Source organism: Streptomyces sp. Edi4 (assembly GCF_040253615.1).
Lineage (GTDB): Bacteria > Actinomycetota > Actinomycetes > Streptomycetales > Streptomycetaceae > Streptomyces.
This window is the reverse complement of the sequence record NZ_JBEJGY010000004.1, coordinates 5,227,372-5,249,474: the sequence shown is the minus strand read 5'-3', so window position 1 is coordinate 5,249,474 and position 22,103 is coordinate 5,227,372. Positions and strand designations below refer to the sequence as shown.

At 71.3% G+C, this 22,103-nt stretch carries 25 protein-coding genes and 1 pseudogene; 16 read left to right on the top strand and 10 right to left on the bottom strand.

Annotation, left to right across the window (positions count from 1 at the left end):
• Nucleotides 1–906: 906 nt before the first annotated feature.
• The 4 genes from ABR738_RS25980 (at nt 907) to ABR738_RS25965 (ending at nt 5,754) form a co-directional block, all read left to right on the top strand.
• Nucleotides 907–1,179: a hypothetical protein gene (locus ABR738_RS25980; RefSeq protein WP_350232361.1), complete on the top strand. Its 273-nt coding sequence runs from the start codon at nt 907–909 to the stop codon at nt 1,177–1,179.
• Complete coding sequence (locus tag ABR738_RS25975) at nt 1,176–1,583, top strand: type II toxin-antitoxin system VapC family toxin (RefSeq protein WP_350232360.1); 408 nt, start codon at nt 1,176–1,178, stop codon at nt 1,581–1,583. The genes ABR738_RS25980 and ABR738_RS25975 overlap by 4 nt, the downstream gene beginning before the upstream one ends.
• Before the next feature lie 293 nt (nt 1,584–1,876).
• Nucleotides 1,877–2,350 (top strand): redoxin domain-containing protein, encoded by a 474-nt coding sequence (locus tag ABR738_RS25970; protein WP_350232359.1) that lies wholly within the window; start codon nt 1,877–1,879, stop codon nt 2,348–2,350.
• 125 nt (nt 2,351–2,475) lie between these two features.
• The gene (locus ABR738_RS25965) at nt 2,476–5,754 is read left to right on the top strand and encodes a tetratricopeptide repeat protein (RefSeq protein ID WP_350232358.1); all 3,279 of its coding nucleotides are present in this window, start codon (nt 2,476–2,478) and stop codon (nt 5,752–5,754) included.
• 283 nt (nt 5,755–6,037) lie between these two features.
• Here ABR738_RS25965 and ABR738_RS25960 read toward each other — a convergent pair whose 3' ends face one another.
• Nucleotides 6,038–6,298, bottom strand: a complete 261-nt coding sequence (locus ABR738_RS25960; RefSeq protein WP_350232357.1) for a hypothetical protein — start codon at nt 6,296–6,298, stop codon at nt 6,038–6,040.
• Nucleotides 6,291–7,172, bottom strand: coding sequence for a mycothiol conjugate amidase Mca (gene mca / locus ABR738_RS25955; protein WP_350232356.1), 882 nt, complete (start codon nt 7,170–7,172; stop codon nt 6,291–6,293). The genes ABR738_RS25960 and mca overlap by 8 nt, the downstream gene beginning before the upstream one ends.
• 126 nt (nt 7,173–7,298) lie before the next feature.
• Here mca and ABR738_RS25950 point away from each other — a divergent pair, with 126 nt between their 5' ends.
• Both ABR738_RS25950 and greA read left to right on the top strand, forming a co-directional pair.
• Nucleotides 7,299–7,700 (top strand): DUF4307 domain-containing protein, encoded by a 402-nt coding sequence (locus ABR738_RS25950; RefSeq protein ID WP_350232355.1) that lies wholly within the window; start codon nt 7,299–7,301, stop codon nt 7,698–7,700.
• A 212-nt stretch (nt 7,701–7,912) separates the two neighbouring features.
• On the top strand, nt 7,913–8,410 hold the full coding sequence (greA, locus tag ABR738_RS25945; protein WP_100574820.1) for a transcription elongation factor GreA: 498 nt from the start codon (nt 7,913–7,915) through the stop codon (nt 8,408–8,410).
• Between the two features lie 300 nt (nt 8,411–8,710).
• Here greA and ABR738_RS25940 read toward each other — a convergent pair whose 3' ends face one another.
• The 3 genes from ABR738_RS25940 to ABR738_RS25930 form a co-directional block, all read right to left on the bottom strand.
• Entirely contained in the window at nt 8,711–9,049 is a 339-nt protein-coding gene (locus tag ABR738_RS25940; protein WP_350232354.1) for a histone-like nucleoid-structuring protein Lsr2, read from the bottom strand.
• Nucleotides 9,050–9,242: 193 nt separating this feature from the next.
• Complete coding sequence (locus ABR738_RS25935; RefSeq protein ID WP_350232353.1) at nt 9,243–9,464, bottom strand: hypothetical protein; 222 nt, start codon at nt 9,462–9,464, stop codon at nt 9,243–9,245.
• Nucleotides 9,461–9,736 carry a hypothetical protein gene (locus ABR738_RS25930; RefSeq protein WP_350232352.1) on the bottom strand — a complete coding sequence of 92 codons (276 nt, stop codon included), beginning with the start codon at nt 9,734–9,736 and terminating at the stop codon, nt 9,461–9,463. The genes ABR738_RS25935 and ABR738_RS25930 overlap by 4 nt, the downstream gene beginning before the upstream one ends.
• 116 nt (nt 9,737–9,852) lie before the next feature.
• On the opposite strand from ABR738_RS25930, the gene ABR738_RS25925 reads away from it, so the two are divergent.
• From ABR738_RS25925 to ABR738_RS25905, 5 genes and pseudogenes are all read left to right on the top strand, one after another.
• Nucleotides 9,853–10,692, top strand: coding sequence for a helix-turn-helix domain-containing protein (locus ABR738_RS25925; RefSeq protein WP_350232351.1), 840 nt, complete (start codon nt 9,853–9,855; stop codon nt 10,690–10,692).
• Nucleotides 10,682–10,870, top strand: a complete 189-nt coding sequence (locus tag ABR738_RS25920; RefSeq protein ID WP_350232350.1) for a DUF397 domain-containing protein — start codon at nt 10,682–10,684, stop codon at nt 10,868–10,870. The genes ABR738_RS25925 and ABR738_RS25920 overlap by 11 nt, the downstream gene beginning before the upstream one ends.
• 131 nt (nt 10,871–11,001) lie before the next feature.
• A pseudogene (locus ABR738_RS25915) lies at nt 11,002–11,139 on the top strand (ATP-grasp ribosomal peptide maturase); the annotation flags it as partial.
• The gene (tgmC, locus tag ABR738_RS25910; protein WP_350232349.1) at nt 11,136–12,287 is read left to right on the top strand and encodes an ATP-grasp peptide maturase system methyltransferase; all 1,152 of its coding nucleotides are present in this window, start codon (nt 11,136–11,138) and stop codon (nt 12,285–12,287) included. The pseudogene ABR738_RS25915 and the gene tgmC, both read left to right, overlap by 4 nt.
• Nucleotides 12,288–12,313: 26 nt before the next feature.
• Entirely contained in the window at nt 12,314–12,607 is a 294-nt protein-coding gene (locus tag ABR738_RS25905) for a DUF6087 family protein (RefSeq protein WP_350232348.1), read from the top strand.
• A 136-nt stretch (nt 12,608–12,743) separates the two neighbouring features.
• Here ABR738_RS25905 and ABR738_RS25900 read toward each other — a convergent pair whose 3' ends face one another.
• The 3 genes from ABR738_RS25900 to ilvA all read right to left on the bottom strand — a co-directional run bounded on the left by ABR738_RS25900 (nt 12,744) and on the right by ilvA (nt 16,160).
• On the bottom strand, nt 12,744–13,607 hold the full coding sequence (locus ABR738_RS25900; protein ID WP_350232347.1) for an ABC transporter permease: 864 nt from the start codon (nt 13,605–13,607) through the stop codon (nt 12,744–12,746).
• The gene (locus tag ABR738_RS25895) at nt 13,604–14,644 is read right to left on the bottom strand and encodes an ATP-binding cassette domain-containing protein (protein WP_350232346.1); all 1,041 of its coding nucleotides are present in this window, start codon (nt 14,642–14,644) and stop codon (nt 13,604–13,606) included. The genes ABR738_RS25900 and ABR738_RS25895 overlap by 4 nt, the downstream gene beginning before the upstream one ends.
• A 286-nt stretch (nt 14,645–14,930) precedes the next feature.
• Complete coding sequence (gene ilvA, locus ABR738_RS25890; protein WP_350232345.1) at nt 14,931–16,160, bottom strand: threonine ammonia-lyase; 1,230 nt, start codon at nt 16,158–16,160, stop codon at nt 14,931–14,933.
• 154 nt (nt 16,161–16,314) lie between these two features.
• On the opposite strand from ilvA, the gene ABR738_RS25885 reads away from it, so the two are divergent.
• The 3 genes from ABR738_RS25885 to ABR738_RS25875 are packed head-to-tail and all read left to right on the top strand — an operon-like array spanning nt 16,315 to nt 17,626.
• Nucleotides 16,315–16,818 (top strand): MarR family winged helix-turn-helix transcriptional regulator, encoded by a 504-nt coding sequence (locus tag ABR738_RS25885; protein ID WP_350232344.1) that lies wholly within the window; start codon nt 16,315–16,317, stop codon nt 16,816–16,818.
• Nucleotides 16,819–16,851: 33 nt separating this feature from the next.
• A complete protein-coding gene (locus ABR738_RS25880) occupies nt 16,852–17,340 on the top strand; it encodes a sigma factor-like helix-turn-helix DNA-binding protein (RefSeq protein ID WP_350232342.1) in 489 nt (162 codons plus the stop codon).
• Nucleotides 17,341–17,374: 34 nt separating this feature from the next.
• Nucleotides 17,375–17,626, top strand: a complete 252-nt coding sequence (locus tag ABR738_RS25875) for a hypothetical protein (protein WP_350232341.1) — start codon at nt 17,375–17,377, stop codon at nt 17,624–17,626.
• A gap of 41 nt (nt 17,627–17,667) precedes the next feature.
• On the opposite strand, the gene ABR738_RS25870 is transcribed toward ABR738_RS25875, so the two are convergent.
• On the bottom strand, nt 17,668–18,822 hold the full coding sequence (locus ABR738_RS25870) for a cystathionine gamma-synthase (protein WP_350232340.1): 1,155 nt from the start codon (nt 18,820–18,822) through the stop codon (nt 17,668–17,670).
• Between the two features lie 70 nt (nt 18,823–18,892).
• On the opposite strand from ABR738_RS25870, the gene ABR738_RS25865 reads away from it, so the two are divergent.
• Nucleotides 18,893–20,005 (top strand): hypothetical protein, encoded by a 1,113-nt coding sequence (locus tag ABR738_RS25865; protein WP_350232339.1) that lies wholly within the window; start codon nt 18,893–18,895, stop codon nt 20,003–20,005.
• Between the two features lie 129 nt (nt 20,006–20,134).
• On the top strand, nt 20,135–20,845 hold the full coding sequence (gene msrA, locus ABR738_RS25860; RefSeq protein WP_350234744.1) for a peptide-methionine (S)-S-oxide reductase MsrA: 711 nt from the start codon (nt 20,135–20,137) through the stop codon (nt 20,843–20,845).
• Nucleotides 20,846–21,050: 205 nt separating this feature from the next.
• On the opposite strand, the gene ABR738_RS25855 is transcribed toward msrA, so the two are convergent.
• On the bottom strand, nt 21,051–22,088 hold the full coding sequence (locus ABR738_RS25855) for an NAD-dependent epimerase/dehydratase family protein (RefSeq protein ID WP_350232338.1): 1,038 nt from the start codon (nt 22,086–22,088) through the stop codon (nt 21,051–21,053).
• Nucleotides 22,089–22,103 lie beyond the last annotated feature (15 nt).

Below are 22,103 nucleotides of genomic sequence, written 5' to 3'. Positions count from 1 at the left end.
CAGACGAGCGGGTGGAGCAAGAGTTCATCGTTCTCGTGGTCAAGAATATCGCGGGCGAATCGGCGGACCCGGAACGGGACCATGATCTCTCGTCGCCCCTGAACGCCCGGCGCATGAGACAAGGCGCTGAGGCTGCCGAGGGCCGTCCCCTTAACCAGGCCCGCCACCGTATTTGGCTCTGGTCCCCCTGGTACACCAAGCACATGTAAAAGGTGCTCCCGCATCGAGGGCGCCGGGGTGCAGGTGTCATCGTCATGGATGGCGGTGTACTGGACGGGGCCTTCTAATGCCTCCCAGATCGCTCGGTCGCCAGAGCGGCGAGCTGCTCGGCGACCTCTTCCACCGCCCGCTCGGCCTGCGCCACCTTCGCCCGCACCAGTAAAGGCAACGAAACCCACGGTCCTCGGCCACCTGACGGAGCGCGGGAGAGCCGGCTCGGCCATCAGGCCTGGTGCCAGCGAATCCCGCTCCTTGAGCAACGGCCTCCAGCGCGTTGTCCACCGCTACATTGGTTGCGGATACCAGCAAGACCCGTTTCCCTCGCAGAGCCAGGTCACTCAACGCCCGAATCAAGACGGTCGTCTTCCCTGGCGACACCGATCTTGGCAACTATTCCATGCTGGTCACTCACCGTATGTGCTTAATATATGAATCGCCGAGCATCCTGCGGTGCTGCATGCGCCTCCGCGGTGATCAGACCGGTGCCAAGGGGGATCGCGCCGAAAACAACACCTACGGCCGGGCAAGCTGGGCAACGGTGCGCAAGCGCCACCGGGGCGAACCTCCTGGCCGGTCGAGGGACGGCGGGTATCTGTCTCGGACCTCGTGGATGCCGGGCTGCTGGCCGCCGCAGACGCGGGTGCCGAGATCCTTCTCTTGTAATAGACATCGTCTTACACTTCCGGTGTGAAGCCGACCCGAGCCGGGACCACCGAAAACATCTCCGTATCCATGCCCGCCGAGCTGGTCAGTGAGCTCCGCTCAAGAACCGGGCGCCGAGGCCTGTCCGGCTACATCACCGAGGCCGTGAGGCATCAGCTCGCCATGGATGGGCTCGCCGAGATCGTCGCGGCCCACGAGGAAGAGCACGGAGCGCTCACGGAGCAGGAGATCGAAGCCGCTCGTCGCGAGCTATTCGGAGACGAGAAGGCCGGGGATGTCGAACGGGGCGCCGCGTGAAGGAGCGGCCGACCCGCTCGCTGGTGCTCGACTCCGAAGCGCTCTCCCTGCTGCTGCGCAACGACCGCGGTATGGCGGCTCGCATCGAGGCATCCCGGCAGGCGGGGGTTCCCGTCCTCGTGTCCGTGCTGACCATTGTGGAAGCCGTCCACGGGAAGACCGATCTGGCGCGTTTGAAGTGGGTGCTCTCCCGGCTGCGGGTGGAAACGGTCACCCAGGAGGACTCCTTGACCGCGGTGGAGCTGCTTCAGGACGCAGGCGGGCTGCACGGGCACAAGTACGCCATCGACGCCCTCGTCGCCGCGCTCGCGCTCCGCGTCCCGAGCCCCGTGATCGTTCTGACCTCCGACCGCGACGACTGGTCGAAGCTCTGCGGGAGCCGCGTGATCATCAGAGAGGTGTGAGCGCCGCCGCCTACTGGGGCTGGCCGACGGGGCTTGCGCGCTCAGGGCCCATCCCGCTCTCCGGGCGAAGCACCGGGGTATCGGCGGACACGACGGCCGGTCGGCCGTCCCCTCACCGCCCGCGCGAACACCACCCCCGTCAGGCGATGGCGGCGAAGCCGACCGCTACGGTGAGCGGGCGTCGGAGACAAGGCGCGACCTCGCGGGCCGTGTGAGCCGGCGGGCGGCACCGGGATTCCACGGCATCCGCCCCCTTGGCGCCCGCACCCACCCCCACCCCGCGAGGAACCACCATGCACGTCACCGTCGAGAGCACCGAAGGTCCGGTCGGCATCCCGTCCGCCGAACATCCCTGGACCGCGCTGTTCTTCATCACCGAGCCCGGCATCGGGGAGGTTCTGCCCGAACTGGGCGGCTGCACCACGGGGTTGTGCTCCGTGCGGGACGATGCCGCCCGGTTCGCCCGGGCCGGCGTCCGTGTTCTCGGCGTCAGCGCGCACGCGCCGGGACACCTGGCCAAGTTCGCCCGCGCCCGCGACCTGGGGTACCCGCTGGTGGGCGACAGCGGCCTGACGCTCGGCCGGGAGCTCGGCGTTCCCGAGGTGACGGCGCACGGGCGGACGCTGTTCGCCCGGGCGGCGGTGATCCTCGACCGCGCGGGTGAGGTGCGGGCGCTGCTGCACCCCGTGCCGGACCCCGCGCGGCACGCGGCGCTGGTCCTCGACAAGCTCGACGAGCTCATGGCGGCGAAGGCCGACGGCGCCTGAGCCGCCCGGCGCGCCCACGGGCCCGTCCCCGCACGGGAGATGATCCCGCGACTCGCTCGCGCCGACGCCCGTCACCCACGACACTGGGAGGCGCAGGCGGGACCGGCTCTCTAAGGGGGACGCACATGCGGGACAGCCATCGGGCCGAGGCCGAACGGCTGTTGGTACGCGCCGTGGAGGAAGAGGTACGGCGCTCCGGCGGGCGGTCCGACGGCAACGCGCTGCTCTCCCGGGGCCGGGGCGCACTCGACGCGCTGGCGCAGAGCGCGGCCGAGGAGTACGCGGCGTACACCCACGCCCTGGACGAGGCGGCGGCCGGACAGCTCTCCTTCAAAGAGCGCTTCGGACGCGACGGCGGCCCAACGGCGTTGCTGGCGACGGGAGTTGGCGCGGCCGCCGCGATCGTGGTCGACGGGGCGCTCGGGTTCGGCGCGGGCGGCGCGGTGGGGGCGGGGGCGGCCGTCCTGGTGGCCGGCGCCGCCGCGACGGTCGCCAAGGTGACGCTCTCGCACGTGCCGGCCGCCCACCACAGGGCCGGGGCGCTCAGCCAGCCGGGCGGCCTCGAACAGCTGCGGTTGCAGTGGCTGACCGCCCTCGAGGTGCGCGGCATCCGGCCCTTCCTCGACCAGCAGCGGGTGGTGAGCCCCCAGCCGCAGCAGAAGAAGAAGGTGCCGACGCAGCTGCGCGGCACCGACAAGAGCGCGGCCGCGCGACGCAGGTCGGTCCTTGAGCAGTCGTTCGGCCATCTGCCCGATCCGCAGGGCCCGTTCGCGGGCCGGCGGACGGAGCTGGCCCGGATCGGCCAGTGGGTGCAGGCGGCCCGCGCCTCCACCGAGACCCGCCCCGTCGTCGTGGTCCTGCACGGCGCGCCCGGCTCGGGCCGCAGCACCCTGGCGCTCCGAGCGGCGCACGCCCTGCGCGACCAGTTCCGGGGCGCGTGCCTGGTCGACATGCGCGGCGGCGGCCCTGCGGGCGAGAACCCCCTGCCCACCAGGGACGCGCTGCTCCATCTGCTCAACCGGCTCGGCGCCCCCCGCGAACAGCTGCTCTTCCGCAATGGGGCCACCCCTGACCGGGCGGAGTCGAAAGCGTGGGGAAGGTCGTCGCCCGAGCAGCAGGTGCGCCGCCTGGCCGAGCTCTACCACCAGCATCTGACGGGCCTCGCGGTCACCGTCGTCCTGGACGACACCGACGACCCCGAGCAGGTGTGCACCCTGGTGCCGCAGCGCTCCGAGGGCCTGGTCCTTGTCACCTCGTCCAAGCCGCTGGAGCTGCCCGCCGACTTCCCGGCGTGGGTGCACCAGCTGCCGGTGGAACCACTGGACGCGGCGGGCGCGGAGGAGCTGCTGCGCGAGGCCGCCGAAGAGAAGGACAGCGGCCCCTACGACGCCGAATCGGCCGAGCTGGTAAGGCAGTTGTGCGGCGGGCTGCCGTTGGCGCTGCGCGTCGCCGGGTCCTCGCTGGGGCCGCGTTCGCCGCGCGCGCTCGCCTCGGACCTGTCGGCGTACGGTCCGGTCGCGCCCACCGAGCGGGCCCTGTGGCTGCGCTACACCGACCAGTCCGAGCCGGCCCGCCGCCTGCTGCGCCGCCTCGCGCTCGCGGGCCGGGCCTCGCTGGGCGCGGCCGCCGCGGCGGCCCTGCTCGCCGCCGACGAACAGGAGGCGCAGCGCCAGCTCACCGCGCTCGCGACGGCCGGCCTCATCGACCATGTGCGGGGCAGCCGTTACCGCCTGCACGACGTCGTACGCTCCTTCGCCCTGGCGCGTCTGGCCGACGAGGAGGACCCCGGCGAGCGGGTGGCGGCCCAGGAACGCCTGATCCGCAACTACGCGGAGCTCGCCGACGCGGTGGGGCGGATGGTCGACGGCAAGATGTCGACCAGGGCCGGCCAGTTCGGCGGCCACGGCTTCCCCTCGCTCGACGCGGCGCTGCGCTGGCTCGACGACGAGTCGAGCTTCATCACGGCGGCCCTGCGCCAGGCCGAGGGCGTCGACCAGGAGGCCGTGCTCAGCCTGCTCGGCGCGCTGTGCGACTACTGCCTGCTGCGCGGCGACCTCTACCGCCTGGGCGAGATCAGCGAGCTGACGCAGGCCGTCGGCCAGGGGCTCCTGGTGCGATCGGTGCAGTGGCGCACCGGTATCGCGGCCCGTCAGCTCGGCGAGCTGGACACCGCGCGTACGACGCTGTCCTCGGTGGTCGACCTCTACCGCGAGGCCCAGCACGACGCGGGCCAGGCGCTGGCCCTGTGTTCGCTGGGCATCACCCTGCACCACCAGGGCAATCTGGCCGAGGCGGCGGCCCGGCTGCGTGAGGCGATCGGCCTCCAGGGCGGCGAGGAGCTGTCCGGCGACCGCGCCTGGTCGCTGCACGCGCTCGCGGCGGTCGAGCGCGACCGCGCGAACCTGTCCACCGCGCGGACCCTGCTCGCCACCGCACTGGCCCTGCACCGCGAGAACGAGTCCTTGCACGGCGAGGCCTGGACCCACTTCCAGCTCGGCCAGCTCCATCTGCGGGCCGGTGAAGTGCCGCGCGCCGAGGCCGAGTTGCGTGCCGCGCTCGATCTGTACGGGCACACCCGCGACGGGCGCGGCGAGGCCTGGGCGCTGACCCAGCTGGCCCGGGCCCGGCTCGTCGAGGGCGACGCGGGGCCCGCGATCGACGGGCTGCGCCAGGCGCTTGCGCGCCACCGCGAGCAGGAGGACGCGCGCGGCGAGGCGTGGACGCTGTACTACCTGGGCCAGGCCCTGGAGGAGCGCGGCGACCGCGATGAGGCGGTACGCGACCTGGAGCGGGCCCGCACGATGTTCTCGCGCATGCGGGACGTGTACGGGCTGGCGTGCGCCCGCCACCACTCGGGCCGGGTCACCCGCGACCAGCGGGCCGCCCAGACCGGCAATCTGCGCAATTCCGGCTTCGCCCGGCAGCTCCTGGTCGACGCGCGCACCGACTTCCACCGCATCGGGGTGGCACACGGCGAGGCCTGGACCTGCCTTGAGCTGGCGTTGATCGACGCGGGCAACAACCGGCCTGGCCCGGCGCTCGCCCTGTGCGACGAGGCGACCGCCCTCTTCGCCTCCTACGACGACCGGCGCGGCGGCGACTGGGCCCGCTTCCTGCGCTGCACGCTGCTGCCGTACGCGGGCGCGGGCGGCGTGGAGGTGGGCACGGCGGTCGCGCAGGAGGAGCTGGCCGAGCTGTTGCGCGCCGGGCACGACGCCCGCGACAGCAAGCTGGAGGACTGTGTGGAGGCCTTCGCGCTCATGCTGGAGCGCGGTGTCTCCCTGGAGGCGGGCTGGCAGGCCTGGCAGCTCGGCATGGTCCCGGACCGGCACGCCCGGGAGGTCATGGGCGTACCGGCTTCGGCGGACGCCGCATCGCCCGCGAGCGGCCCGCCGACCCCGTAGCTCCAGGGCCCGGGCGGCCGGCCTCGCGCCTCGCCGCGCCTCGGGCCGCCGAAATGGGCCCGGGACCGGACGAACCCACCCCCGGGCCCTGACCGACGTGGCGCGGGGCGACCCGGGCGGCGCGGCGGCCCAGGCGTCGAAGCCCCGCCGCATGTGAGCGGCCGGGCTTCGTCGTCACAGCGTGGCCCTCGCCGGCCCGGGCGGCGCGGCCGACCCGGAGCGCCTTGGCCGTACGGATGGGGCGGACCGGGGCGCCGACGACCCGGGCGGCGCGGCCTGCCGGCTAGGCGCTCTTGGCCGCGCTCTTGGCCGTGTCCTTGGCCGCAGGGGCAGACGCCGACGCCGCGGCGTCCGGCTCCGGGGACTCCTCGAAGTCGACCTTGCCCATGTGCCGGTTCATCGACTTCATCAGGAGCCACACGCCGAGGGCGAGTGCCGCGAAGACGATGAACCCGAGGACACCGGGCGTCACCTTGTCGTTGTTGATTTCGTCGGCCAGCGGGACCAAGTGCGTCATTGCGAGGCTTGCGCTCATATCAGGCATTGTCGCGTACGCCCGCGAAGAGGTCGTCCTCGGGGAGGGAAGTGTCCACGAGCGACTTCGCCAGCTCGTACTCCTCGGTCGGCCAGACGTCCTTCTGAAGGTCGAGCGGAACGCGGAACCAGCCGCCGTCGGGGTCGATCTGCGTGGCGTGCGCGATCAGCGCCTTGTCCCGGATCTCGAAGAACTCCGCGCAGGGAACATGCGTGGTCAGCGTACGTTCGGCGCGGCCGAACTCCTTCCACCGCTCCAGCCACTCACCGTAGGGGGAGTCCATGCCGCGGGCGATCAGCGCCTCGTGCAGCGCGACGGTGCGCGGCTTGTTGAAGCCCTGGTTGTAGTACAGCTTCCGCGGCTGAAACACCGGCCCGAACTCGGCCTCGGGGAACTTCTCCGCGTCCCCCGCGCCGTCGAAGGCGACCATCGAGATCTTGTGGGTCATGATGTGGTCGGGGTGCGGGTAGCCGCCGTTCTCGTCGTAGGTCGTGATGACCTGCGGACGGAAGTGACGGATGGAACGCACCAGGCGCCCGGCCGCCTCGTCCACGTCCTCCAGGGCGAAGCAGCCCTCGGGCAGCGGCGGCAGCGGGTCGCCCTCGGGGAGACCCGAGTCCACGAAACCGAGCCATTCCTGACGGACGCCAAGGATCTCGCGCGCCTCGTCCATCTCCCTCTTGCGGACCTCGTGGATGTGCTCCTCGATGTACTTGTCGCCCTGGAGCTTCGGGTTGAGGATGGAGCCGCGCTCGCCTCCCGTGCAGGTCACGACCAGCACGTCCACCCCCTCGGACACATACTTCGCCATGGTGGCCGCGCCCTTGCTCGACTCGTCGTCGGGGTGGGCGTGCACGGCCATCAGTCGCAGCTGCTCAGTCAAGACTCGATCCTCGGTGACTCAGTAAGTGAATGGGGCGCCCTCTGTGATCGACGCAATGGGCGGCTTCTATAGTGACCGAATCGGGGGACGGAAAATTCCTGGACCCCCACCAGCAGGAGGACGATCATGGGCGCTGTGCGCGAGCAGCTTCCCGAGGGGCGCTACGGGCGCTCGGCGGACCAGCGCGCGGACCGCAAGCTGAAGATCGTCGGTGCGGTGCTCGGCGCCGCGCTGCTCGGCGTGGTCGCCTGGATCGGCTTCGATTACGTGGGCGGGCAGTCGCTCTCCGCGCAGGTGATCAAGTTCAAGGTCGTCTCGGACACCAGGGTCGAGGTGCACCTCGAAGTGACCAAGGACAAGAAGGCCAAGGGCACCTGCACCCTGCGCGCCCAGCAGACCAGCGGTGACGACGTGGGCCGGGCGGACTTCCGGTTCGACGAGCCGGTCACCCAGGTCGACAAGGTCCTCACGATCACCACGACCTCGCGGGCGACGGCCGCCTCCTTGGTCAGCTGCCAGTCCGACTGAGCGCCGGCGCCCGGCCCGCTCGCCCGGCCCAACCGGCTCAACCGGCTCAACCCGGCCTGACCTGCGCTGATGCAATCCCAGCGGTGTATGTCCTCCCCCTACGGCGCCTGAATTGTTAGGCTCGTGGTTTCGCCCACCCGTCAAGGAACATGCTTGAGGGTAGGGCGTGCTTTGTATGTGCTTTGTATATCCAGTACCGACGAGGAGCACCTGTGACCCAGACCAGCGACAACGTCACCTGGCTGACCCAGGAGGCGTACAACCAGCTCAAGGCCGAGCTGGAGTACCTGTCTGGTCCCGCGCGCACGGAGATCGCCGTAAAGATCGCGGCGGCCCGTGAGGAGGGTGACCTCCGGGAGAACGGCGGGTACCACGCGGCCAAGGAGGAGCAGGGCAAGATGGAGCTCCGGGTGCGCCAGCTGACCCAGCTCCTCGAGCACGCCAAGGTGGGCGAGGCTCCGGCGGCGGACGGCGTCGTGGCCCCCGGCATGCTCGTCACGATCGCCTTCGACGGCGACCCGGACGACACGCTGGAGTTCCTGATGGCCTCGCGTGAGTACGCCTCCACGGAGATCGAGACGTACTCGCCGCAGTCGCCGCTCGGCTCCGGCGTGAACGGCAAGAAGGTCGGCGAGGACGCGGAGTACGAGCTGCCCAACGGCAAGAAGGCCTCCGTGAAGATCCTGGCGGCGGTGCCGTTCAACGGCTGACGCAGCCGAGCCCCACGTCGAAGCCCCGGCCGCCTCTGCGGCGGCCGGGGCTTCGTTGTCGGGGCGTGGTCCTCACCGGCCCGGGGGGCGCGGCCGTGACCGTGCGGGTGTGGCGCGGGCCGGGGCGCCGGGGGAGGGACGCCACCTCGCACGTACGCCACATTCTGCGTACGCAGCTTCATGGGTACGCCGCTCGGGGGGGGGGCACGTCCGCGTGGGTATGTACGCGGGGGTACGTGTCCGCGTGGCTACGTACGCGGGGTACGTGTCCGCGGGGGTACGTACGCGCAGGTACGTCCGCTACTTCGTGGCCTTCTCGTACGCCTCGCGGATCTCGGCCGGGACGCGGCCTCGGTCGTTCACGTGGTGGCCGTTCTCCTTGGCCCAGGCCCTGATGGCCGCGGTGTCGCCGCTGCCGCCCGCCGACTTGGCCGGGGCCGCAGCCTTCCCCTTGCCCGCGCGGACCCGACGGCCGGCCTTGGTGAACGGCGCGATGGCCTCAAGGAACTTGTCGTAGCTCTCCGGAGCGAGGTCGATCTCATAAGCCACGCCGTCAATGACGATCTGGTGCGTGGCCGCCTCAGTGGTTTCTTCACCCGTGAGGTCATCGGTGTAGATGGTGACGATCTTCTGTGCCATGAGGGGAGTGTAGGGGCGTTTTCCGCCCCGCCCATCCCCTGGGCCCCTCCTCCCGCACGGCCCCCACCGGTCCCGTCGGCCGTCCGGCGGCGCATGGCGGCCACGCGGGGGCCGCTTCGGGGTTGTCCGTGCCGGCCCACGTAATGGACGGCTGTCGCGGCGCAGAAGACGCCGACGGCCAGGGCTGTGAGGATCAGGGCCGCCGTCGCGAGGACGAGATGACGCGGATGGCTCCGCCGGGGGTGAGGGACGCGGCCTCCACGGGGCTGGCGGGCCTGCACTGGTCGGCCTCCTGCTCCCACGTGCCCCAGCCCTCCGAACGGGCCAGGGTCAGTGCGTTTCCGTTCACCTCCATGACCTGGCCGGCCAGATTCCGGGCCATGTCCACGACAACCTCGCCCTTCGCGTACTTCACCTGGGCCGCCTCCGCGCGGCCCGGCAGAGGTCCGTCAGCTTCCTGGCCCCGTCGATCGAGATCCGGCCGAACCGGATGGTGTGGAGGTCGACGTGGCGCCCGGCGGCCGGGTCCCAGGTCCGCGCGCATTCCAGTGTGAGCTCCCCCACGTCGACCCCGGCCCCCTCCAACGCCGCCCGCAAATCCAGGAAGACCTCGTCCACGACTTCGGCCCTGGTCTCCGGAATGAAGGGGGTTTTTCTTGTCGGCATGGGCATATTGCTGGCGAACATGCATTCGTCCTTCCTGGGGCTCAACTCCGTTTGCTGATACGAGAGTTCCTCTTACTGAGTACGCTCACCAGTGGCGGCACCCGGACAACGCCCTTGTCCGGCTGAGGAGGTGTGCGATGACGGAGCCGGGAGGGCTGGACGGGACGCAGAACCCGCGCAGCTTCTGGCACTCGGAAATGAAGCGGCTGCGGGAAAAGGCCGGGTGGCTCCAGGACGAACTCAGTCGGCAGATGTGCGTGTCGGAGGACTACGTGAGCCGCTTGGAGCGGGGCGTGCGTCCACCTACGCGCGAGCTGTCGATACGGCTGGATCTGGCATTCGAGACGGACGGCCATTTCGTCCGCCTCTTCGAGTTGGCAGAGAAGTCTTCCGGTCTCATGCCCAGCTTCTTCGCGTGGGTGGCCGAAATGGAGCAGCAGGCTCAGCGGATCGAGGAGTACAACCCCAGCATGTGGCCCGGGTTGATCCAGTGTCCGGCCTACGCGAAGCTCGTGTTCAAGTCCGTGTGGCCGTACCACTCCGAGGCCGCGATCCAAGAGCTCGTGGACCAGCGCGTGGACCGGGCCAGGCTCCTTGCTCCGGGGAGTGGTCCGGAGGTCTGGCTCATCGTGGAGGAGGTCATGCTGGACGCGGATCTGGGGCCCGGGGTCGCGGCAGCGCAATTGCGGCACGTGCTGGGTCTGATGGAGTCGCGCAAGATCGTTTTGCAGCTCGTCCCCCGGCGGATCGGCATGCACGCTCTCAAGGTCGGCCAGCTACGCATCATGACCATGGAGGACGGCGCCCAGATCGCGTACACCGAAGGCCCCCACAGCGGCAGCGTGATGGATACGCCCGCCGAGCTTGCCAAGTGTCGCCGGTCATACGATTTGGCAAGGGCGTGCGCCCTACCGCACGAGCAGTCCCTTGCACGTATCGGAGCGGCACTTGAGGAGCACGAGCAGCATGATCAATGAGCAGACCTGGACCAAGTCGAGCCACAGCGGTGGCGAGGGCAACTGTGTCGAGACGAAGTCGGCACCGGGCGGGGTGATGTTCCGGGACTCGAAGCTGGGCAGCGACGGCCCGGCCCTGACGGCGTCGTCGACCGCCTGGCAGTCCTTCGTCGGCTACGCCAAGCGGATCGGCGGCTAGCGCAACGACGGTCGGCCGACCTGCGACTAGCGGAACGACGGCCGGCCGACCGGCGGTTGGCGGAACGACGGCGGGTCCGCCCAACGCGACCGGGCGGCAGCGCGCGGCTCGGAGAGGGTGAAGGTCTTGCTCTCGCAGTGGACCGCGCAGGGGACTACTGGTGGTTGGAGCTGAACCCCAACGGTCAATGGGGGTGGCTGGAGACGGAGACCGGTCTCCCGATGTCCGCAGCCTTCGCCGACCTGCTCACGCCAGGAGACAGCCGATGACAGGCTCCGCGTCCGAGCGGCGCCGCATGGCCGCCGCGCTCGCGAACAAGGGCGTCCTGACGCTTCCCTGGCTGCGCGGGGCTGTGGAGAGCGTGCCGCGCGAGCGATTCCTCCACCCCGGGGTCTTCCTCGACGAGGGGCGGACGTGGCGGCCGCTCACGGCCCTCGGGTCGGACCCGGACGAGTGGCTGAAGATCGCCTACAGCGTCGACACACTGGCCACCCAGCTCGATGGCCACCTCGCCGCCGACCAAGTGAGCGAAGCCGTCGCGGGCGTACCGACATCCTCCTCTACCGACCCGACCACAGTCGTGGGCATGATCGAGGCCCTGGACCTCAAGGCGGAACACCGGGTTCTGGAGATCGGTACTGGCACCGGCTACTCCACGGCCCTGATGTGCCACTACCTCGGCGAGGACAACGTCACCACGATCGAGGTCGACCCGCAGGTGGCGGCACGTGCTGATGCCACCCTGGAGACAGTGGGTTACTCAACATGGACCGTGACCGGCGACGGACTTCTCGGCCACCCGCGCCGAGCGCCCTACCACCGGGTGATCGCCACCTGTGCCGTCCGCCGCATCCCATACACCTGGGTCAGGCAGACGCGGCCCGGCGGGATCATCCTCAGCACCGTGGGCTCGTGGCCCTGGGGAACGGGCCTTGCGAAGGTCACCGTCAAGGAGAACGGCACCGCAGAGGGTTCGATTATCAAGCGCTCCTCGTTCATGCAGGCCCGCGCCCAGGCAGTCACCCCCGTGGCGGGTGACCTGTCGGCCCGTACCGCGTACGCCGACAGTGAGCGAGAGGCCAGGGTGTCGCCACTCCGGCTGGAGGAATGGGTACCCGCCTTCCTCGCGCAGCTTTCCGTCCCCGGTGCCCACTTCGTCCGCGCTGCCACAAGCGAGGGCGCCCGACTGCTCTACCTCTTCGACCCTGAGAGGGCTGACGGCGGTGGCTGGGTCGTCCGCCAGGGCGGCCCCGTGGCCCTGTGGGACAAGGTCGAGCGGACCCTCATCGCCTGGCAGGCCGCAGGGAACCCCGACATCACCGCCGTACAGCTCCGTGTCACGGACAGGTCCCACGCGTATTGGGTGGACGGTCAGCCCGCTCTGCGTTGGGAGCACCGCGTTGACGGCGGATACTGACTTCGCCGCACCGCTAGGGTTGGCACATGGACGAGGAGCCTCTCTCGGCGTGGGCGGAGCGCCGTCACGCGAGGATCGGCCGGTTGCGGGCTGTGCCGATGTTCCCCGGTGCCGGCCCCCGAGGCTCGCACTTGAATCCCGGCGCTCCCCGCGTCATCGAGCGCTGGAACGGGCACGCCTGGGAGCCCTGTGCGTTCGCGGCCAACCTCGCTGAAGCCAAACGCATCCTCTACCCGGAAGCCGACGCTCCCCCGACTCCCGCCCCCGGCTCGGAGAAGCAGCCGCTCGCCCCGGGCAGGGGGAGGCACCGGAAGCCGTAGGCATCCCGCCCGGTCGAGCGAATGAATCCGCTCTCACGACGGACAGGCGTAAAACTACCCGCGGGGGGCGTCGATCCGTCGGGTACGACAACGCCCCCGGACGCAACCGCCGCCCCCCGCAGGGCTGTTGGGGGAGCTAGCTCGCCGCCCGCCGGTACTTGCGGACCGCCAGGGTGCGGAAGACGGCGATGATCAGGACGGACCAGATGACCGACGCCAGCACCGGGTGCTCCATCGGCCACGCACCCGTGATCGACCTCGGCACGTTCGGCATCGTGTTGCCGAACAGTTCCCGCGCCCCCGCCACCGTCGCGCTGAAGGGGTTCCATTCCGCGATGTGCTGGAGGAAGGACGGCATCCCGGTGACCGGCACGAAGGCGTTCGAGATGAACGTCAGCGGGAACAGCCAGATCAGGCCGCCGGACGTGGCCGCCTCCGGGCTGCGTACCGTCAGGCCGATCAGCGCGCCGATCCAGGAGAACGCGTACCCGAGCAGGAGCAGCAGCAGGAAGCCGCAGATCACCTTGCCGATGTTCTCGTGACTGCGCCACCCGACGAGCAGCGCGACGCCGGCCAGCACCACGAGGGTGAGGGCGGTCTGCACCAGGTCGGCCAGGGTGCGGCCGGTGAGGACCGCGCCGCGCGCCATCGGCAGCGACCGGAAGCGGTCGATGAGGCCCTTGTGCATGTCATCCGCGATGCCCGCGCCCGCGCCCGCCGTCGCGAAGGTGACGGTCTGCGCGAAGATCCCGGCCATCAGGAACTCCTTGTAGAGCCCCGGGTCGGTGGAGCCGCCCACGCTGATGGAGCCGCCGAAGACGTACGTGAACAGCACCACGAACATGATGGGCTGGATGAGACCGAAGAGGACGATCTCCGGGATTCTGGCCATACGGATGATGTTGCGCTGAGCGATGACCAGCGAGTCCCGTACGGACCCGGCGATGCCACCGCGCGGGGCCGGCGCCCCGGACGTGACCGTTTCGCTCACTGTGCTCACTTGTCGCGCCCCTTCGCCTTGTCCGTTGCCTGAGCTCCGGGCCCCCGGCCCGCCGCGCCGTCCGTCGTGGTGCCCGCCTCGCCCTCTTCCGGGGGGCTCTCGGCCGCGTGGCCGGTGAGCGAGATGAAGACGTCGTCCAGGGTGGGGCGGCGCAGGCCGATGTCGTCGATCTCCACGCCCCGCGCGTCGAGGTCCCGGATGACCTCGGCGAGCAGCTTGGCGCCGCCGGTGACGGGGACGGTGAGGCGGCGGGTGTGCTCCTCCACCTTGACCTCGCCCTTGCCGAACGTCGCGAGTACGTCGCGGGCCGGCGATATCTGGTCGCCCTGGTGGACGACGACCTCGACGCGCTCACCGCCGGTGCGGGCCTTGAGCTGGTCGGAGCTGCCCCGGGCGATGACCTTGCCGTGGTCGACGACGCAGATGTCGTGGGCCAGGCGGTCGGCCTCCTCCAGGTACTGCGTGGTGAGCAGCAGCGTGGTGCCGCCGGCCACCAACTCCTGGATGACTTCCCACAGTTGCTGCCGGTTGCGCGGGTCGAGGCCGGTGGTCGGCTCGTCCATGAACATGACCGGCGGCGAGACCACGAGGGCGGCCGCGAGGTCGAGGCGGCGGCGCATGCCGCCGGAGTACGTCTTGGCGGGCCGGTCGGCGGCGTCGGCGAGGTTGAAGCGGTCGAGCAGTTCGCCCGCGCGCACCTTCGCGGCCTTGCCGCTCATCTGGTAGAGGCGGCCGACCATGCGCAGGTTCTCGCGGCCGGTGAGGTATTCGTCGATGGCCGCGAACTGGCCGGACAGGCCGATCGAGCGGCGGACCTCGGTGGGATGCCTGAGCACGTCGATGCCCGCGACGACCGCCGTGCCCCGGTCGGGCTTGAGCAGGGTGGTCAGAACGCGCACGGTGGTGGTCTTGCCGGCGCCGTTGGGGCCGAGCAGGCCGAGGACGGTGCCTTCGGGGACGTCGAGGTCCACCCCGTCCAGAGCCGTGACGTCGCCGAAAGTCTTCACCAGGCCTTCGGCGTAGATGGCGCCTGGCATGCGAGTACCCCCAATGATGGATGAAGACTGTGGTGGATTAAGACTGTTGTGACTTGCTGCTTTCTGGACAAATCCTAGAATTTCCGGGCAGCCATCGCCCGATGAGCCCGGCCGGGACACCCCGGCGGGCCACATCAAGGCAGACCCTAACGCGATACATCGCGTCTCGTCAGGGGTTCGGCCGATCCCGGCACAACGAACCGCTCCCGCCCCGGGCGCGGTCCCGCCCGGGCGGCCGCGCGGGCGAACAGGCGCCCCCCCGGCCGGACGGCCGATCGGCGCCGGCTCAGCCGATGACCACGTACCCCGCCTCCTCCAGCGCCGCCGTCACCTCCGCGCAGTGCTCGGGCCCCTTCGTCTCCAGGTGCAGCTCGACCTCCACCTCGGCGAGCCCGAGCCGGGGATCGGTCCGTACATGGCCCACGTCCAGGACGTTCACATCGAGGACCGTCAGCTCCCCCAGCAGCGCCGCCAGCGCCCCCGGGCGGTCCTTCAGGCGCAGCCGCACCGACAGATAACGGCCCGCCGCCGCCATCCCGTGCCGCAGTATGCGCTGCATCACCAGCGGGTCCACATTGCCGCCGGAGAGCACCGCCACCACCGGCCCGCGAAACGCCGCGGGCTCGCTGAGCAGCGCCGCCACCGGACTCGCCCCGGCCGGCTCCACGACCAGCTTGGCCCGCTCGAGGCAGAGCAGCAGGGCCGCCGCGAGCTCGTCCTCGGTGACCGTACGCACCTCGTCCACCAACTCGCTGATCAGCGCGAACGGCAGGTCGCCCGGCCGGCCCACCTTGATCCCGTCGGCCATCGTCGGGGCCGCGTCGATGGCGAGTGGGCGGCCCGCGGCCAGGGAGGGCGGATAGGAGGCGGCGGCCGCCGCCTGCACCCCCACGATCCGCACGTCGGGCCGCAGCGCCTTGACCGCGAGCGCGATCCCCGCCGCGAGCCCGCCGCCGCCGATACCGACGACGATGGTGCGCACCTCGGGGCACTGCTCCAGGATCTCCAGGCCCACCGTGCCCTGGCCCGCGATGATGTCCGGGTGGTCGAAGGGGTGGATGAACACCGCGCCCCGCTCGTGCGCGTACGCCTGCGCAGCGGCCAGCGTCTCGTCGACGACCGTGCCGCGCAGGATCACCTCCGCGCCGTAACTCCGGGTGGCCGCCACCTTCGGCAGCGGGGCGCCCATCGGCATGAACACCGTGGCGTGCACCCCGAGCAGCGAGGAGGCGAGGGCCACCCCCTGCGCGTGGTTGCCGGCGCTCGCCGCGACCACCCCGGCCGCCCGCTCCTCGGGCCGCAGCCCCGCGATCCGCACATACGCGCCGCGCAGCTTGAACGAGCCGGTGCGTTGCAGGTTCTCGCACTTGAGGTGGACGGGCGCGCCCACCAGGGACGAGAGGTGGCGGGAGCCTTCCATCGCGGTGGTGCGGGCCACTCCCGACAGCATCTTCTGCGCGCCGCGGACATCGTCGAGGATCAGCGGGTGTGCGGGGCTGGACGTACCGAAGCTCATGCTTCAAGTCTCGCAGCTCGCCCCCTTCGGGACTGTCCGGATTTCGATCACGAAGGCAGTTGTCCACAGGTTTGCGCACCGCCGGTACGTATGCCGAGCAGGCCGCGTACTCTGTCCCCCACCACACCGACACCCGCACGAGAGAGCCCCGGCCATGCCCCCAGTTCAGGACATGACTCCCCCGCTCGACCCCGGCCTCCTCGATGCCCTCCAGCACCAGGTGGCCGTGTTCGCCCGCCGCGCAGAGCAGACCAGGCTCGGCGGGGTCGGACAGGTCCGCAACTCGATGGACCGGGCCGCCTACCTGCTGCTCAACCGGCTTGACCTGGAAGGCCCGATGGGCGTCAAGGCGCTCGCGTCGGGCATGGGGATCGACTCCTCGACGGTGACCCGTCAGGTCGCGCCGCTCGTCGACACCGGCCTGGTCAAGCGCACCTCGCACCCCGAGGACGGCCGGGCCGTGGTGCTCCAGCTGTCGCCGCGCGGCCAGTCACGGCTCGAAGAGGTGCGCTCCTCGCGGCGCGAACTGATGGCGCAGGTCACCGACGGCTGGACGGACGAGGAGCGCGAGTCGTTCTGCGCGCTCCTGACCCGCTTCAACACCGCGCTCTCCGCCCGCCAGTCGGCCCCGCAGGAGCCGGCGGCGCCGACCTCTTGACCCGGGGCTCGCGCCTGCCCTCATATGAGGCTCATGCGCGAGCGGCACTCTGCCCAACACCGCCGCCGCACCCGGGAGTTCGAGGCATTCGTGGCGGGCGCGGGCGGCCGGCTGCTGCACGCCGCCACCCTCCTGACCGCCGAGGCGCCCGACGCCAACCCGCGCGCCCTGCGCCTGTTGACGGCCGCGCTCGCCCAGACGTACGCCCGCTGGCAGCGGCTGCGCGGTGAGGATCCCTACGACCGGACCCGTCAGGAACTCGCCGCCCGTTTCGCCCGCACCGCCTGGCGCGGTCGCCGCCCGGCGCTCCCCGGTGTGCCGGGGCCCCGCCCGGGGACCGGGCTGCTGGCCCGGCTGACCCCGCAGGAACGGCTCATTCTCGTGCTGCGGCTTTACGAGGGCGTCGCCGAGGAGCAGACGGCCGCGATGACGGGCCTGCCGGTGGACCGGGTCCGCGCCATCTGCGCCCGGGCGGTCGCCGCGATGCGCAGCACGCCCGCGACCCCCAAGGCCGCGCCGTGAAGCGGCGGGACGGTCACGGCGGGCGGAGGTACGGATGAGCATGCCCGACCGCAAGAGCGCCGAGGTCCGCCGGCTCCTCGAAGGCGGCGCCCATCCGGTCCTGCCCGCCGAACTCGCTTCCCGCGCCGCCGAGTTGGGGCTGCGTGTGCTGCGCAGACGGCGCGTGGCGCGGCGCCTGCTGTGGCTTCTGGCCACGGCGGCGGTGCTCGCCTTCGCGCTCTGGGCCTCGATCGCCCATCCCTGGGTGGCGCCGCCGTCCTCGGTGACGCCACCCGTCGGGATCTAGGGATCCAGGGATCTGGCCCAGCGTCTGCTGGAGGCCGGGATCTAGCCGAGCGCCTGCTGGAGGTCGGCCAGCAGGTCGTCCGCGTTCTCGATGCCCACCGAGACGCGCACCAGGTCCGCCGGGACCTCCAGGGCCGAGCCGGCCACGCTCGCGTGCGTCATCCGGCCCGGGTGCTCGATCAGCGACTCGACGCCGCCCAGGGACTCACCGAGCGTGAACAGCTTCGTACGGTTGCAGACCTCGACGGCCGCCTCCTCGCCGCCCTCGACGCGGAAGGAGACCATGCCGCCGAAGGCGCGCATCTGCTTGGCCGCCACCTCGTGACCCGGGTGCTCGGGCAGGCCCGGGTAGAGGACCTTGGTGACCTTGGCGTGCCGCGACAGCATCTCGGCGACCCGGCCCGCGTTCTCACTGTGCCGGTCCATGCGGACCGGAAGCGTCTTGATGCCGCGCAGCACCAGCCACGAGTCGAAGGGACCGGCGACCGCGCCCATCGCGTTCTGGTGGTACGCCAGTTCCTCGCCGATCTCCGCCGACGCCGCGACCAGGGCGCCGCCCACGACGTCGGAGTGACCGCCCATGTACTTGGTCAGCGAGTGCACCACGATGTCGGCGCCGAGCGAGAGCGGCTGCTGGAGGTAGGGGCTGGCGAAGGTGTTGTCCACGACCAGCCGGGCGCCGGTGTCCGCGGCCACCTGCGCCACGGCCGCGATGTCGGTGATGCCGAGCAGCGGGTTGGAGGGCGTCTCGACCCAGATGACCTTGGTGCGGTTGGTGACGGCGGCCCGCACGGCCGCCGGGTCGGAGGTGTCGGCGACCGACCACTCCACGCCCCAGCGCGAGACGACCTTGGCGAACAGGCGGAACGTGCCGCCGTACGCGTCGTTGGGGATCACCACGTGGTCGCCGGGCGTCAGCAGCGTACGCAGCAGGCAGTCCTCGGCGGCGAGTCCCGAGGCGAAGGCGAGGCCTCGGCTGCCGCCTTCGAGGGCCGCCAGGTTCTCCTCAAGGGCGGTCCTGGTCGGATTCGCGCTGCGGCTGTACTCATAGCCGCCGCGCAGCCCGCCGACGCCGTCCTGCTTGTACGTGGAGACCTGGTAGATCGGGGGAACGACCGCACCGGTCAACGGATCCGCGGTGTTGCCGGCATGGATCGCGATGGTCTCGAAGCTCTTGTCAGAGTGCTCGTGGCTCATGGCCCCAGAGCCTAGTTCGTCGGCTCACCGAGTTCGTCATATCCGGCGGACGTCTGGTTCGCTGGGGACCATGGAGATTCTGTGGACCCTGATCGCGCTGGGCGTGGTCGTCGCGATCCTCGGCCGGTTCGCGCTGCGGCGCGGCGGCGGCCCCGGCATCCAGCTGTCCCGGCCCGGAGCGCCGGACGCCGCGGACCCGGCGGCGTACGACTTCGTACGCCAGGAGGACCTTGACGTACGTCTGCCGGGTCCCGACCAGGATCTCCTCGACGTGCTCGCGGTGGTGCAGGGCACCCAGAACTGGAAGCCCGCCCAGCGCCTGCTGGCCGAGACGCCCAAGGACGGCGAGCGGCGCTGGCAGCGCGTCCAGGCCTTCGCGGGCGCGGCCTCCTTGGAGCTGGCCCAGCGTCCCGGCGTCGGCGGCGCCTGGCTGCGCGCGTGGCGTTCGGAGGCGCCCAAGGACGCGGGCGCGGCGCAGGTGCACGCGGAGTTCCTGGTCCAGCAGGCGTGGCGGACCTCCTCGGTGGGCCAGGACGACTTCCGGATCATCCTGGAGGAGGCGCACACGGTGTGCGGCGAGGCCGCGCTGCTCGCGCCGGGCGACCCGGTCCCTTACATCGTGGAACTCGCCGTCGCCCGTGGACTGGCCCGTCCCCGCCCGGAGTTCGACCAGCTCTGGGCGAAGGTCATGGACCGCGCCCCCGGGCACATGGGCGCCCACCTCGCGGCCCTGCACTACCACTGCGAGAAGTGGCACGGCTCGCGCGCCGAGGCCGAGGAGTTCGCGACGTCGGCGGCGGCGCGCGCCCCGCAGGGCTCCCTGTTGTCGGCGCTGCCCCTGTTCGCGCTGCACGAGCACATCCCCGACGTCGTCCTCGTCAACGACTTCTACCGCACGGCCGTGGTGAGCCGGGCGATGGAGGGCGCCCTGCACGCCGTGCACCTGGCCCGGCCCGACGACCCGGCGCTGCCCCAGGTGCGCCACCTCCTGGCGTCCTTCCTGGTACGCGCCGAACGCTGGGCGGAGGCCATGGACCAGTTCGTCGCCCTCGACGGTCACGTGGGCGCCGTGCCGTGGACGCTCAGCGAGGACCCGGCGGCGGAGTACGCCCTGTACCGGGCGCTGGCGGTGGCGGGGTACGAGGCGAACGGGGGCAGCCCGGCGACGCTGCGGCGGCCGTAGGGCGGGACGGGCCGCGCACGCGGAGGCGGGGTCGGGGCGGGAGCGGGTCACGCGGGCCGGGGCGGCCGGAATCTACGGGGCCGGCCGTGCGTTCCCCCTACGCACCCCCGCCTCGTTGAGGAGCCCATGATGATCTTCGGCCGTCGCCCGCCCGAGCTGCCCACCCCCGAGCAGGCCCTCAAGGGCCGCCCGGAGCCGGAATTCACGCTGCCCTCCCGGCACACGGTCCTCGGCAACCCGCTGGCGGGTCCCTACCCCGGGGGCCTTGAGGTCGCGGACTTCGGCATGGGCTGTTTCTGGGGAGCCGAGCGCAAGTTCTGGCAGACGCCGGGCGTCTGGACGACGCTGGTCGGCTACCAGGGCGGCAGCACGGTGAACCCGGCGTACGAGGAGGTCTGCTCGGGCCTGACCGGGCACACCGAGGCGGTCCGGGTGGTGTACGACCCGGCCCGCGTCTCCTACGCCCAGCTCCTGAAGGTGTTCTGGGAGAACCACGACCCGACGCAGGGGTTCCGCCAGGGCAACGACGTGGGGACCCAGTACCGCTCGGCGATCTACACCCACAGCCCCCAGCAGGAGGCCACGGCGCGGGCCTCGCGCGAGGCCTATCAGGAGGTCCTGACGGCCTCGGGCCACGGCACGATCACGACGGAGCTGCTGCCTGCCGAGGGCCGCCCGTTCTACCCGGCGGAGCCCTACCACCAGCAGTATCTGGACAAGAACCCGGCGGGCTACTGCGGCATCGGCGGAACGGGCGTCAAGCTGGCGGCGCCGTTCGAGACGAACTGGGGTGCGTCCTGCCCCACGGGGCTCGCGACGGCACCAAACCCGCAGGAGTAGCCCCGCCCACCCTTGACACGCCGGTGGTGCGTGGCTGGGCGCGCAGTTCACCGCGCCCCTGAGCATCCGGTGCCGGTCTGTAGGGGCACAGTCGGCCCGTCATGGGGTCCCCCGGCCCTCAGAGGTCGTCGGCCCGGGCTGCGGGCAGCCGCGCATGGTGGAGTCGTCGAGGGTGAGCACGTCGGGGCGGACGGGTTCGCCGTTGTCAGCGGGGCGTCAGCCCCTCGGTTCGCTCTCTTCGACGAGCGCCACCCTGAGCGTTGCGTTTCGCTGACGCGTCGGCGGTGAGGTAGGACAACTGGTGGGCGATGCCTTGGACGAGGGTGGTGCGTGGTGCCCAGTCCAGGAGGGCCGCTGCCTGGGAGCGGTCGGCGAGGGTGGCGTCCACATCGCCGGCCTGTGCGGGGAGCCTGGTGACCGGCACCGCGCGGCCGCTCAACTCCTCGACGGCGGACAGCACCTCCAGCACGCTGGTGCTGACGCCGGCCCCGACATTGAGGACGGTCGTTTCGATCCGCCGGGTGGCGGCGGCGATCGCGGCGCGGACCACGTCACCGACGTATGTGAAGTCGCGGGTGTGGCTGCCGTCCCCGTAGAGCGTCAACTCCGGGCCTCCCAGAGCCGCCGTGAGGGCGCGGCCGATCAGCATGTCGGGGCGTTGTCGGGGCCCGTAGACGGTGAACAGGCGCAGGGCCACCGCGGTCAGCTCCGACCTGGCGCTGCCGGCGTGGGCCAGGCACAGCTGTTCTCCGGCGAGCTTGCTGACCGCGTAGGGGGAGGCGGGGTTCGGCGTGGTCACCTCGCGGGTGGCGCGGCTGCTGGTCCCGTAGACGCTGGAGGAGGAGGCGTAGACGAGGCGGGGTACGCGGGCGTCCTCGCAGGCGGCCACCACGCGTTCGGTGGCGAAGATGTTGCACGACGCGTATTCGGTGAACCGCTCGCCCCACGAATCGCGCACCCCTGGCAGAGCGGCGAGGTGGAAGACCGCGTCGGCCTGCCGGAAGATGGCTGTGAGCGGACAGGTCCGCAGGTCAGCCGTGATGAGCGTGAAGTTCGGGTCGCCGAGCACTCGGCCCAGGTTGGCCGCCGCCACCGAGTCGAGATGCGGGGCGCGCCGGTCCACGCCGACCACGGTGGTCCCGTCGGCGAGGAGGGATTCGACGAGGTGCGAGCCGATGAAACCAGCGGCGCCTGTGACGACGGTCCTGCCCAGTGCCGGTCGCCGGTTCGCCCGCTGCTGCATGAACTTCTCCCGTGA

Coding starts and splice junctions, on each gene's coding strand:
- tgmC (WP_350232349.1), top strand. CDS start 11,136: ATGACAGGCTCCGCGTCCGAGCGGCGCCGCATGGCCGCCGCGCTCGCG.
- ilvA (WP_350232345.1), bottom strand. CDS start 16,160: ATGAGCTTCGGTACGTCCAGCCCCGCACACCCGCTGATCCTCGACGAT.
- msrA (WP_350234744.1), top strand. CDS start 20,135: ATGATCTTCGGCCGTCGCCCGCCCGAGCTGCCCACCCCCGAGCAGGCC.
- ABR738_RS25875 (WP_350232341.1), top strand. CDS start 17,375: ATGAGCATGCCCGACCGCAAGAGCGCCGAGGTCCGCCGGCTCCTCGAA.
- ABR738_RS25925 (WP_350232351.1), top strand. CDS start 9,853: ATGACGGAGCCGGGAGGGCTGGACGGGACGCAGAACCCGCGCAGCTTC.
- ABR738_RS25940 (WP_350232354.1), bottom strand. CDS start 9,049: ATGGCACAGAAGATCGTCACCATCTACACCGATGACCTCACGGGTGAA.
- ABR738_RS25930 (WP_350232352.1), bottom strand. CDS start 9,736: ATGTTCGCCAGCAATATGCCCATGCCGACAAGAAAAACCCCCTTCATT.
- ABR738_RS25920 (WP_350232350.1), top strand. CDS start 10,682: ATGATCAATGAGCAGACCTGGACCAAGTCGAGCCACAGCGGTGGCGAG.
- ABR738_RS25880 (WP_350232342.1), top strand. CDS start 16,852: ATGCGCGAGCGGCACTCTGCCCAACACCGCCGCCGCACCCGGGAGTTC.
- ABR738_RS25950 (WP_350232355.1), top strand. CDS start 7,299: ATGGGCGCTGTGCGCGAGCAGCTTCCCGAGGGGCGCTACGGGCGCTCG.
- ABR738_RS25905 (WP_350232348.1), top strand. CDS start 12,314: ATGGACGAGGAGCCTCTCTCGGCGTGGGCGGAGCGCCGTCACGCGAGG.
- ABR738_RS25970 (WP_350232359.1), top strand. CDS start 1,877: ATGCACGTCACCGTCGAGAGCACCGAAGGTCCGGTCGGCATCCCGTCC.
- ABR738_RS25865 (WP_350232339.1), top strand. CDS start 18,893: ATGGAGATTCTGTGGACCCTGATCGCGCTGGGCGTGGTCGTCGCGATC.
- ABR738_RS25965 (WP_350232358.1), top strand. CDS start 2,476: ATGCGGGACAGCCATCGGGCCGAGGCCGAACGGCTGTTGGTACGCGCC.
- ABR738_RS25855 (WP_350232338.1), bottom strand. CDS start 22,088: ATGCAGCAGCGGGCGAACCGGCGACCGGCACTGGGCAGGACCGTCGTC.
- ABR738_RS25895 (WP_350232346.1), bottom strand. CDS start 14,644: ATGCCAGGCGCCATCTACGCCGAAGGCCTGGTGAAGACTTTCGGCGAC.
- ABR738_RS25885 (WP_350232344.1), top strand. CDS start 16,315: ATGCCCCCAGTTCAGGACATGACTCCCCCGCTCGACCCCGGCCTCCTC.
- ABR738_RS25960 (WP_350232357.1), bottom strand. CDS start 6,298: ATGCCTGATATGAGCGCAAGCCTCGCAATGACGCACTTGGTCCCGCTG.
- ABR738_RS25870 (WP_350232340.1), bottom strand. CDS start 18,822: ATGAGCCACGAGCACTCTGACAAGAGCTTCGAGACCATCGCGATCCAT.